This window comes from Sphingobium sp. S6 (genome assembly GCF_905120495.1).
GTDB lineage: Bacteria > Pseudomonadota > Alphaproteobacteria > Sphingomonadales > Sphingomonadaceae > Sphingobium > Sphingobium agri.
In genome coordinates this window covers 488,990-501,094 of sequence record NZ_CAJHOG010000002.1, presented here as the reverse complement: position 1 = coordinate 501,094, position 12,105 = coordinate 488,990, and the positions used below count along the sequence as shown (strand labels likewise).

The 12,105-nt window shown below is 63.3% G+C and carries 8 protein-coding genes, 1 tRNA gene and 1 riboswitch; of the genes, 2 read left to right on the top strand and 7 right to left on the bottom strand.

The features are described 5' to 3' along the window. Positions 1-837: 837 nt before the first annotated feature. A complete protein-coding gene (locus tag SPHS8_RS09565) occupies positions 838-1,386 on the top strand; it encodes a hypothetical protein (protein WP_201515280.1) in 549 nt (182 codons plus the stop codon). Between the two features lie 194 nt (positions 1,387-1,580). Here the strand turns inward: SPHS8_RS09565 and SPHS8_RS09560 are convergent. Then, positions 1,581-1,667 (bottom strand) — tRNA-Leu (locus SPHS8_RS09560). Between the two features lie 152 nt (positions 1,668-1,819). Between SPHS8_RS09560 and SPHS8_RS09555 the strand changes: the two genes are divergently transcribed. Then, the gene (locus tag SPHS8_RS09555) at positions 1,820-2,299 is read left to right on the top strand and encodes a hypothetical protein (protein ID WP_201515279.1); all 480 of its coding nucleotides are present in this window, start codon (positions 1,820-1,822) and stop codon (positions 2,297-2,299) included. Positions 2,300-2,386: 87 nt separating this feature from the next. Here SPHS8_RS09555 and gltB read toward each other — a convergent pair whose 3' ends face one another. From gltB to SPHS8_RS09525, 6 genes are all read right to left on the bottom strand, one after another. Next, entirely contained in the window at positions 2,387-6,928 is a 4,542-nt protein-coding gene (gltB, locus tag SPHS8_RS09550) for a glutamate synthase large subunit (protein WP_201515278.1), read from the bottom strand. Further along, a complete protein-coding gene (locus tag SPHS8_RS09545) occupies positions 6,928-7,662 on the bottom strand; it encodes a DUF2059 domain-containing protein (protein ID WP_201515277.1) in 735 nt (244 codons plus the stop codon). Before SPHS8_RS09545 ends, gltB begins: the two co-directional genes overlap by 1 nt. Beyond that, positions 7,659-9,110, bottom strand: coding sequence for an NAD(P)-dependent oxidoreductase (locus SPHS8_RS09540; protein WP_201515276.1), 1,452 nt, complete (start codon positions 9,108-9,110; stop codon positions 7,659-7,661). Before SPHS8_RS09540 ends, SPHS8_RS09545 begins: the two co-directional genes overlap by 4 nt. Positions 9,111-9,273: 163 nt before the next feature. Further along, complete coding sequence (locus SPHS8_RS09535) at positions 9,274-10,080, bottom strand: undecaprenyl-diphosphate phosphatase (protein ID WP_201515275.1); 807 nt, start codon at positions 10,078-10,080, stop codon at positions 9,274-9,276. Between the two features lie 178 nt (positions 10,081-10,258). Continuing rightward, positions 10,259-11,206 (bottom strand): complex I NDUFA9 subunit family protein, encoded by a 948-nt coding sequence (locus SPHS8_RS09530; RefSeq protein ID WP_201515274.1) that lies wholly within the window; start codon positions 11,204-11,206, stop codon positions 10,259-10,261. 87 nt (positions 11,207-11,293) lie between these two features. Next, entirely contained in the window at positions 11,294-11,872 is a 579-nt protein-coding gene (locus SPHS8_RS09525) for a TMEM165/GDT1 family protein (RefSeq protein WP_201515502.1), read from the bottom strand. A gap of 100 nt (positions 11,873-11,972) precedes the next feature. Continuing rightward, positions 11,973-12,100, bottom strand: a riboswitch (yybP-ykoY riboswitch). Positions 12,101-12,105: the final 5 nt, after the last annotated feature.

Sequence of the window (12,105 nt, the reverse complement as noted above, 5' to 3'; positions counted from 1 at the left end):
GAAGATTCGAACAGAATGACAAAATGACCCAACTTTTGTCATTCCATTATCCGCGCGGGTCACACTTGTATCCGTCCGGATCACATGTGGGGCAAGGCGCCTTCCAAATGCGCTTTCGGGAATGATCACGGCCTGAAACTCGTCGTAAAGACGCATGCCCGTTCGCCCGCCATTGGGCTCATCCTGCAGCAGCCCTCTTGCACCATGTCCGCCTCCTGACCCACGGGCACTGACCACGGCGGCGACGGATCGGGAGCATATGTTACTCACACGGGCTGCGTGGCGCGGGTTGCAGGGTCGAGACCGTCTGCTGGAGCATATCGAGCGCACCGGCCGAACAATAGCGGGCGATCCCATCTGGACAGCCACAGAGATCGATACCCTTCGGAGCCTGTATCCGGATTACACAGCTATATCTGCCGCTCTGCCTTGGCGCACCCGCGGTGCAGTTGCTGCGAAGGCGCGTGGGATCGGCCTCGTGCCGCCCCGACGTATCTGGTCGCATGCAGATGCAGTCCGATTACGCAATCCATATGTGGCCGGGATTCCCGTCGCGACCCTCACGCAACTATTTGCAGGCAAGACCCCCAAACAGATCTGGAGCAAGGCTTCGGCACTTGGATATCGGCGCCCGCGGCGGCCGCCCCGACTTATTGGACATCCCCTCATCGACAGCATACGTCGGCGCGCATTCCAGCTTCGCATCACGATGACCGAGTTGGACGCATTCGTTGGTCGCACGCGCTATTTCGTTGGTGTGCGCCATGTTGATTGGCGGGCGCTTCAGCGAGCCATGTCGCTGCTCGGGGGAACGCCCATTGTGCGTTGGCCAGAGGAATGAACGGAGGTCCAAGGCGACGCCGCACGCGCCTGCCCGTCGCAAATGGAACAGTCTGGACGCAGGAAGAGGACGCTTGCCTGCGCAAGCATTACCCCGCTTATGACCTTCTCCGCATCGTACTGCCTCATCGTTCGCTCGCCTCACTCAAGCACCGGGTGCGTCGATTAGGCATCGTGCGCCAGCGACACGTCTGGACAAATGTCGAGGTCAGGCGATTGCACTCGGCCTTTGCAAACCATGTTCCTGATCGGGATCTTGAGCATTTGTTTCCCGGGCTTCGTCTAGGGCAGATCAAGGCGAAAGCCGGACATATCAAAGCTCCCCATCGCCGCGGTCAAAGCACTATTTTTGGTATTTCGGCGCTTGATGCAATTCGCGAACGGGCAAAGGCGCTGGGAATGTCATATGTCGAACTCGACAGGCGGGCCCAGACTGGAAAGTTCTTTCAGAAGTCCAGCCGCCACCCCGGGCTTAAACAAATTTCACGGGCGGCAGATTTGCTCGGCGGTGACGTCGCAATCGCTTGGGATGATGCCGAATGTTGAACTACGTGCGCTCCGCGCAGGTGAAGCCGGCAAATTTGACCAAGAGAATTTAGGCATATTTGGGCCAGAGAATCAGCAGGCGAAAGCGTCTCCGGCTTCACCCATCTGAAATAGCGCCTTGAAAGGCCGCAGAACTGCGTCGGTTTCCCCAGTCGGGGGAAATATCACTTTCTTATCAGATACTTAACACTGTTTGGTGCGGTCGAGAAGACTCGAACTTCCACGGCCTTTCGGCCACAACGACCTCAACGTTGCGCGTCTACCAATTCCGCCACGACCGCACATCTGAAGGGAAACCGGCGGGGCCGGTGCCTTGGTAGGAGGCGGCCCTTAGCAAAGGCTTCAAGGCCATGCAACAACCGATCGTCATGCGCGTTTCTTTTGCCGAAGGATGGTGATGTCCGTGGGCGAGGGCGGAAAAGGAGAAGGTCGCATGTCCGCTCGATTCTGGTTGTTCAGCCTGGCAAGCGCCGGAGCCGCATTGACGAGCGGACTGGCGCTCGGCCTCTATGCCACGACCCCGCCGCGCGTGGCGTTTACCGACATCGAATCCTCCTATTCCGCATCTCCTGATCCTGTCATTGCGACGGATGGCGTTGATCTGGCCGGGCCCGAGGAAATCGACTGCAAGGGCTGCGGCCCAACCTTGGCGCAGCGGCAGATGACCGCGATGATGGGAAGCTGGAGCGGCTATGACGATCCGGCGGTTCAGCGGTATGAAGCGCAGGATGTACAAACCGATACCGACTGGCAGCCTCTGGACGACGCGCCGCCCTCACCGGTTCACCGCCTGCCCGCGAATATAGAGCGTTTCGCGAATGGCGATGATGCGCCGCCTCATCCCGCTCAACTGGCGCAAGGCAGCCAGCCGTCATTCGATCGGACGCCCGCAGCAACAGTGACTTCCTATTAGCTGAGCTAAAAAGCGAGGGGCGGGACGAGGCCCGTCGCACCGTCATAGAAAAAGGGGAGGAAGCGTTTCGCTTTCCTCCCCTTCCTCTTACTCGGCGGCTACTACCGCGGTAGGCGCATCGCTCAACGGGTGAGCGAGCCGGTGCACCATCTCCTTGGGGCACACCTGCCAGAAATACCGCCGCCAGCGATCCCAATCATCCAGGATCGTGTTCGACCATTTGCTGTCGGTCGTCACCGCATGTTCGGCGATCAACGCCTTCAGCTGCGCTTCCCAATGGGCGCTTTCCAGCCGCTGCCACACGATGCTTTCCGGATTGGCCTGCTGTTCAAAGCTGCCATCCTCGTCCAGGATGAACGCCATGCCGCCGGTCATGCCCGCGCCGAAGTTCGCGCCCGTCTTGCCCAGGATCACCGCCGTGCCGCCGGTCATATATTCGCAGCCATTGGCGCCGCAGCCTTCGACCACTACCTGAGCACCGGAGTTGCGGACGGCAAAGCGCTCACCGGCCTGGCCCGCCGCGAACAGTTTGCCCGCCGTCGCGCCGTACAGCACGGTGTTACCGATGATCGTGTTGTCCTTGCTGGTCAGCGGCGAGGACACGGTGGTGCGCACGACGATCGTGCCGCCCGACAAGCCCTTGCCCACATAGTCGTTGGCGTCACCAAAGACTTCCAGCGTGATGCCCTTGCACAGGAACGCGCCCAGCGACTGGCCCGCAGACCCGCGCAGACGCACGGTCAGGTGCCCGTCCGCAAGGGCAGACATGCCGAACCGCTCCGTTACCGCCGCCGACAGCCGGGTGCCCACGGCGCGATGCGTGTTGCGGACCGTATAGGTCAGCTGCATCTTCTCGCCCCGCTCGAACACCGCCTTGGCATCGCGCATCATCTGCGCGTCCAAGCTGTCGGGCACCTCGTTGCGCCATTCCGTCAGGCTGAAGCGCCGCTGGTCGTCGGGCGCATCAACCTTCGCAAGGATGGGGTTGAGGTCGAGGTCGTCGAGATGCTCGGCGCCGCGATTGACCTGCTTCAGCAGTTCCGTCCGCCCGATCACCTCGTCCAGGCTGCGATAGCCCAGCCGCGCCAGGATCTCGCGCACTTCCTCGGCGATGAAGGTCATGAGGTTGATGACCTTCTCCGGCGTGCCGGTGAACTTCTGGCGCAGCTTTTCATCCTGCACGCAGACGCCCACGGGGCAGGTGTTGCTGTGGCACTGGCGCACCATGATGCAGCCCATGGCGACCAGGCTCAGCGTGCCGATGCCGAACTCCTCGGCGCCCAGGATCGCCGCGATCACGATGTCGCGGCCAGTCTTGAGTCCGCCGTCCGTGCGCAGCTTCACCCGATGGCGCAGGCCATTGAGCGTCAGCACCTGATTGGCTTCGGACAGCCCCATCTCCCAAGGGGTGCCGGCATATTTGATCGACGTCTGTGGGCTTGCGCCGGTGCCGCCGACATGGCCCGCGATCAGGATGACGTCGGCATGCGCCTTCGCCACGCCCGCCGCCACCGTGCCGATACCAGCCTGGCTCACCAGCTTGACGCACACCCGCGCGCGCGGGTTGATCATCTTGCAGTCGTAGATGAGCTGCGCCAGATCCTCGATCGAATAGATGTCATGGTGCGGCGGCGGCGAGATCAGCGTCACGCCGGGCGTCGAATGGCGCAGCCTGGCGATGAACTCGGTCACCTTGAAACCGGGCAGCTGGCCGCCTTCGCCGGGCTTGGCGCCCTGCGCGACCTTGATCTCGATTTCCTCGGCGCTGCCCAGATATTCGGCATGAACGCCAAACCTGCCGCTAGCGATCTGCTTGATCACGCTGTTGGCATTGTCGCCATTCTCATAGGGCTTGAAGCGGTTCGCATCCTCGCCGCCTTCGCCCGACACGGCCTTCGCGCCGATGCGGTTCATCGCGATCGCCAGCGTCTCATGCGCCTCAGGGCTGAGCGCCCCCAGGGACATGCCCGGCGTCACGAAGCGCTTGCGGATTTCCGTCGTCGCCTCGACCTCGTCGATCGGCACAGCCTCCCGCGCGAAATTGAACTCCAGCAGGTCGCGCAGATAGACCGGCGGCAGATCCCGCACACCGCGCGAGAATTGCAGATAGGTCGAATAGCTGTCCGTTCCCACCGCCGTCTGCAACAGGTGCATCAGCTGTGCGGAATAGGCGTGGCTCTCTCCGCCATTGCGCTGGCGGTAGAAGCCGCCGACCGGCAGGCGCACGGCTGCGCTGTCATAGGCCGCTTCATGGCGCAGCACCGCATTATGGTGCAGCGACGCATAGCCTTCGCCGGAAATCTTCGCGGGCATGCCGGGGAAGAGATCGTTCACCAGCGCGCGCGACAGGCCCACCGCTTCGAAATTATAGCCGCCGCGATAGCTGCTGATGACCGCGATGCCCATCTTGGACATGATCTTCAGCAGGCCTTCGTTGATGGCCGTGCGGAACCGTTCGAAACACTGGTCAAGCGCCAGATCTCCGAACAGGCCGCGCGCATGGCGATCCGCGATGCTGGCTTCGGCCAGATAGGCGTTCACCGTGGTCGCGCCGACGCCGATCAGCACCGCGAAATAATGGGTGTCGAGCGCCTCGGCGCAGCGCACGTTGATCGACGCGTAGCTGCGCAGGCCCTTGCGGACGAGGTGCGTGTGCACCGCCGCCGCCGCCAGCACGCCAGCGATGGCGACGCGATCGGCGTTGATATGCTCGTCGGTCAGGAAGATTTCCGTGCGGCCTTCACGCACCGCCTGCTCGGCCTCTTCACGGATGCGGGCGATGGCGGCGCGCAGCTGCTCCTGCCCGCCTTCCGCCGGGAAGGTGCAGTCGATTTCCGCCACCGCCGGGCCGAAATGGGCCTTCAGCCGCGCCCATTCGGACGAAATCAGCACCGGCGATTCCAGCACCAGCACATGGCTGTTCTGCGCTTCCTGCTCCAGGATGTTGTGCAGATTGGAAAAGCGGGTGCGCAGGCTCATCACATGCCGTTCGCGCAGGGAGTCGATCGGCGGGTTGGTAACCTGGCTGAAATTCTGGCGGAAGAAGTGGCTGACGGTACGCGGCTTGTCGGAAATGACCGCCAGCGGCGTGTCGTCGCCCATCGATCCGACGGCTTCCTTGGCGTCCTCGACCATCGGGGCGAGGATCAGCTCCATATCCTCCAGCGACAGATTGGCGGCCACCTGGCGGCGCGTCAGTTCCGCCTTGTCCCAAGCGGGCAGGGCGCTGTCAGCCTGGGGCAGATCACCGACCTTCATGAAGTCCTTGATCAGCTCGGCATAGGGCCGCTCACCCGCGATCTGGTCCTTGATCGCGCGGTCGTCGTAGATTTCGCCTTCCTGCAGGTCCACCGCGATCATCTGGCCGGGGCCCATGCGGCCCTTCTTCACGATGGTGGTTTCGGGCACCACGACCATGCCGGTTTCCGAACCCACGATCAGCAGATTGTCGCCGGTAAGGGTATAGCGCAGCGGACGCAGCGCGTTGCGGTCTACGCCCGCCACGACCCAGCGGCCATCGGTCATCGCCAGCGCGGCCGGACCGTCCCACGGCTCCATGACGGAGGCGAGATATTCATACATGTCGACATGGCTCTGCGGCGTTTCGCCAGCGGCGGCCTGCCACGCTTCTGGCACCAGCATCAGCTTTGCGGTCGGCGCGTCACGGCCTGAACGGCAGATCGCTTCGAACACTGCGTCGAGCGCAGCGGTATCCGAAGCGCCCGCCGGGATCACGGGCTTGATGTCTTCGCTATGATCGCCAAAGGCCAGAGAGGCCATCTTGATCTCGTGGCTCTTCATCCAGTTCTTGTTGCCGCGAATGGTGTTGATCTCACCATTATGCGCGAGCGTGCGGAACGGCTGGGCCAGCCACCATTGCGGGAAGGTGTTGGTCGAATAACGCTGGTGGAAGATCGCCACCCGGCTCTCGAACCGCTCGTCCTGCAAGTCGGGATAGAAGACCGACAGCGATTCCGCGAGGAACAGCCCCTTGTAGATGATCGAACGGCAGCTCAGCGAGCAGATGTAGAAATCCTGGATCTGCGCGGCGATCACCTTCTTCTCGATCCGGCGCCGGATGAGGTAGAGGTCCTTTTCGAACTCGGTCTGGTCGCGCTCTTCGGGCATCGGCCCGGCGATCATGATCTGCTCGATTTCCGGACGGGTGCGCTGCGCCTTCTCGCCGATGACCGACACGTCGACGGGCACCTGGCGCCAGCCATAGATGGTGTAGCCCGCGTCGATGATCTCGCTCTCGACGATCGTGCGGCAAGTTTCCTGCGCAGAGAGATCGGTGCGCGGCAAGAAGATCATGCCGACGGCGAGGCGGTTGGGCAGGGGCTTATGCCCCGAATCGGCGATCGCATCGTCAAAGAAGCGCACCGGTAGATCGACATGGATGCCAGCGCCATCCCCGGTCTTGCCATCCGCATCGACAGCGCCACGGTGCCACACCGCCTTCAGCGCATCGATCGCCGAAGCGACGACGCGGCGGCTCGGACGCCCGTCCGTCGCGGCGACAAGGCCGACGCCGCAGGCATCGCCTTCCATCTCCGGATGATACATGCCCTCGGCGGCAAGGCGCGCGCGCTCTTCGGGGCTCGCCATATAGGGGGTCTGATCGCTCATCACTTCGTTCCTTCGTCACTCGTGGCGGCGCCGTCCTTCAGGTCGCTCGCCTTGACACCCAACAGCTTCGCCAACTTGCCGCGTTCCTCTTGCGACAGGTCGGCGATCTTGCGCGGCGGGGGCAGGCTTTTTGTCGCTGCCTCCGCCTTGGCTGCCATTTCCGGCATCTTCTTCATCATTTCGGGCATCAATGCCTGCATCTCGCCCATAATCTCCGGATCCATGAACATCATCATGGACTCCCGGGCATACAGGTCCCCGGTCGACGTCTTGAAGAACGCTGATAATTCGCCAAGCTGCTTGCCGTCGAACTTGCGCGCATAGGCGCGGGTCAGCGCGTCGCGCACCTTGGGCTCGAAGCCGTCCATCATGTCGACCATCGACCCCATCATCGCGTCCATGCCCAGCTTCGTACGCTGGCGGAAATTGGGATCGATGATCGCGCTGATCTGCTCCATCGAGGATTCCTCAAGCGCCGCCAGCTTCTCTTCTGGCACACCGCCAATGCGGGCGAACTGAGCGATCGGCATCTTCATCATGCCGTCCATCATGCTGTCCATCATCTTGGACATGGTGCCGTCCATCATCCGGCGATAGGTGCCGACCGGGAAGATCTTGTCCACGACCGGACGCGCAGCCGCCACCCGCGAGGCGTCAGGCGCGCCCTGCGCAAGGGCGGCCGGCGCGGCCAGCAGCGCCAACCCGATCAGGGAAAAGCGGAAAGCCCGCCTCACGCCGCTTGCCTTTCTCCGGCCGCCGCCTTCGCCTTGGCACGCAGATAGCGGTGCATATGCTCGGTCACATCGCGGCCGTCGCGGATCGCCCACACGACCAGCGAAGCGCCGCGCACGATGTCGCCCGCAGCGAACACGCCGTCCATCGACGTCATCATCGTCTTGTGATCGACGCGCAGCGTGCCCCAACGCGTGACCGACAGGTCTTCCGCGCCGAACAGCTTTGGCAGCTCTTCGGGGTCATAACCCAGCGCCTTGATGACCATGTCGGCTTCGAGCGTATATTCCGTGCCCGGATCGGCTTCCGGCGCGCGGCGGCCGGACGCGTCGGGCTGGCCCAGGCGCATCTTCGTCACCTTGACGCCGGTCACATGTTCCGTGCCTTCGAACGCGATCGGCGCGGAGAGCCAGACGAACTCGACGCCTTCCTCCTCCGCATTCTGCACCTCGCGCTGCGAACCGGGCATATTGTCCCGGTCGCGGCGATAAAGGCACTTCACCGACGTCGCGCCCTGGCGGATGGCGGTGCGGACGCAATCCATCGCCGTGTCGCCGCCGCCGATGACGACGACCTTCTTGCCATTGGCGTGCAGCGTGCCGTCCTCATGCTCGGGCACTGCATCGCCAAAGCCCGCCTTGTTGGACGCGGTAAGAAAGTCGAGCGCCTTGATCACGCCCTTGGCTCCGACGCCCGGCGCCTTGATGTCGCGCGGCTTGTAGACGCCGGTCGCGATCAGGATGGCGTCATGGCGGCTGCGCAGTTCCTCCATCGACGCATCGCGGCCGACTTCGAAGCCCTCATGGAAGACAATGCCGCCATCCTTCAGCCGCTGGACACGGCGCATGACGACGTCCTTCTCCAGCTTGAAACCGGGGATGCCGTAGGTCAGCAGCCCGCCCGCGCGGTCGTGCCGGTCATAGACATTCACGTCATAGCCCGCGGCGCGCAGATATTCGGCGGTGGTCAGGCCCGCTGGACCGGCGCCGATCACGCCGACCGACTGCCCGAGCGGCTGGCCGGGCACCAGTGGCTCTACCCAGCCTTCCTTCCAGGCCGTGTCAGTGATGAACTTTTCGACCGACCCGATCGTGACCGCGCCATGACCGGAAAATTCGATGACGCAATTGCCTTCGCACAGGCGGTCCTGCGGGCAGATGCGGCCACAAATCTCCGGCATCGTGCTGGTCAGGTTGGAAAGTTCATAGGCTTCGCGCAACCGTCCCTCGGCCGTCAGGCGCAACCAGTCGGGGATGTGGTTGTGCAGCGGACAGTGGGTCGCGCAATAGGGCACGCCGCATTGCGAGCAGCGCGACGCCTGTTCTTCCGCCTTCTCCAGCAGGAAGCTGCGGCTGATTTCCATGAAGTCGTCGGCGCGATCATCCGCCGAACGCTTCTCGGGATAGGCTTGGCCCGTTCCCACGAATTTCAGCATTGGATTGTCAGCCATGATGAGTCCCTAAAATGAATTCAGGGCGCACATAGCAGAAAAACCGGCAGAGTCACGTGGATTCTGCGATATAGGACAGCTTTGATTACCTAAAATAGCGGCGTTTGCAGCACGTCCTATCAGTCACAAGTGCCGATCACGCCATCATTGGTCCACATCGGCCCTATCGCATCGCCAGCCATAGCAGTGCCGCCGTTCCAGCGATGATCCTGTACCAGGCGAAAGGCACAAAGCCCTGGCGCGAGACAAGGCCGACAAACCAACGGATTACCAGCAGTGCCACGATGAAGGAGACGACGAAGCCCAGGGCGATGCTGCTCCAGCCAACCGTGGCAGAAGTGATGTCGCTTCCCTTTTTCAACAGCTCCAATGTCGACGCGCCCAACATGGTCGGGACCGCCAGGAAAAAGCTGAACTCCGCTGCCGTCCGCCGCTCCACCCCAAGCGACAGGGCGCCCATGATCGTCGCGCCCGACCGGCTGACGCCCGGAATCATGGAAATGCACTGGATAAGCCCGATGCCCACGACCCGAGCCAGCGGGATATCGGCAATGCCGTGGAAGCGATTGTCCTTCGCCATCCGTTCGATCAACAATATCGCGACACCGCCGATGATCAGCGCCCAGGCGACGACTTGCGGCGCGCCCAGCAGCACCTCGATATAATCATGCATCGCCAGACCGATAACGACGGACGGCAGGAACGCGACCAGCAGATTGCGCAGGAACCGCCAGCTCGTCGGCTCCTTGCGGAACAACCCCATCGCAACGGCCCAGAATGTCCGCCAGTAAAGCACCACCACCGCCAGGATCGCACCCAGCTGAATGATGACGTTGAACATCGCCCATGTCGCGGCGTCATAGCCCAGCAGCTCGCTGGCCAGGATCAGGTGCCCGGTGGACGATACCGGCAGGAACTCGGTCAGTCCCTCGACAATGCCAAGCAGGATGACCGTCAGATAATGGTCCATGGGCAGCTCTGGTCCTTGAACTGATAGGGGAAATCGGCCCGGAAGAGGGCGGAGGGATGGTCCTGCCTATTGTGCAGATGCGCCGCTCTGGCGCAATGCGGGCGCGACGCTCACCGCCGCGCCATCCCGTCAGCCCATCGACAGTTTGCCTCGCGGCGATGAATGCACCGTGTTGATTTCAGGCCTTCACGCGTCCTGCAAAGCGCCCGTGGCGGCGATAGCGGACCAGCCAGCTGTCGGCGATGGCTTCCATCGGTGTCGGTGACACGCCCAGCTCCGCCAGTCCCGGCGCGCCCGGCGACACGACATTGTCCCGCTGCAACATCGCATATTGATCGCGCGTGATCGGCGCGCCCGGCAGCCAGCCCAGGCTTGCGATCGCCGACGAGATCGAGGGCGGCACCGCCACCAGGCTGCAATCCCGGCCGATCGCCTTGCCGATCCAGCGGTTGAGTTCCATCATGCTGATCTGGCGCGGGCCGCCCAGCTCGAACGTCTGGCCGCCATGCCGGTCCGGGTCGGCCGCCGCGTTCGCGATCGCCTGTGCGACGTCGGCGACATAGACGGGCTGGAACTTCGTGTCCGCACCGATCACCGGCACTACAGGCAGTCGGCTGATCAACTCGGCAAAGCGGTTGAGGAACTGATCTTCCGGGCCGAAGATGATGGACGGGCGAATGATGGTCGCGTTCGGGAACGCCGCTTTGACCGCCGCCTCGCCCGCGGCCTTGGACCGGCCATATTCGGACTGGCTCTGCGCGTCGGCACCGATCGCGGACACATGGACCAGGGCGCGGGCTCCGGCATCCGCCGCAGCCTTCGCGACATTGGCCGCGCCGTCATGATGCGATCCTTCCAGATCGCCGCTCAGGACGCCCACCAGATTGATGACGATGTCGCTGCCCGCGACCGCCCGTGCAACGCTTTGCGCATTGCGGATGTCGGCTGCCACGAACTGCTTCTGGCCAAGAGCGCCCAGCGGCTGCACGCGCAGCGCCCCTGCCAGATCACGCTGCGCGATGCGGACGCGCGCGCCCCGCTCCATCAGGGCTTGGGCGACCTGCCGGCCAAGGAAGCCGCCGCCGCCGAACACCGTAACCAGACTGTCCTTCATCACGCGTTCCATGCCTGTCCTGCTTGGGGGAAGAGTCAGCTTCCCTTGCAACAGCCGCCGCCTGCTGACAACAGCCGGGCGGCCGCCGATGTTCCTTTTTTAGCCGATCCACCCCTGCAGGCCCGCGATCATCCACAGGCCAAGGACGAGGAACAGCAGCGCCGCGCCGATCTGCAAGGCGCGCATCGGCACCTTCTGCGCCAGGGCCTCGCCGAACAGGACGGCCGGGACATTGGCGATCATCATGCCCAGCGTCGTGCCCGCCGTCACCGCCAGTACATCGTCGAACCTTGCGCCCAGCGCCACCGTCGCGACCTGCGTCTTGTCGCCCATCTCTACCAGGAAGAAGGCGACCAGCGTCGTCACGAACACGCCCGCCTTCGACGGCGCCTTCAGCGGCTCATCCTCATCGATCTTGTCGGGGATCAGCGTCCATGCCGCCATCGCGATGAAGCTCGCCGCCACGGCATAACGGAACCAGGGCTGCGTCAGCACCCCCGCGATCGAATGGCCGACCAGCGCCGCCAGGAAATGATTGGCCATGGTAGCGAACAATATGCCCATGATGATCGGCACCGGCTTTCGAAAGCGGGTGGCGAGCAGCATGGCCAGCAATTGCGTCTTGTCGCCCATCTCGGCAAGCGCGACCAGGGCAGTGGAGGTGAAGAGAGCGTCCATCATGTGCATATCCGGGGCCGGGCGAAGGGTTGAAGACGCAATGCCACCGCCTCCTCCCGCCCGGCCGGACAGGGAAGAGCCGATGCCATTGGTCTCGCCCGATACGGCCGCGCAGGCTTTCGCCCCGACGCTCCGCATCCCGCATGCCACGGCCTCTCGGCCAAATATGTTGACAGGCGGCCCGTTCGACCGAGGCGAACGGCTGGCTACTCCCCAGATGACGGGGTGCACTT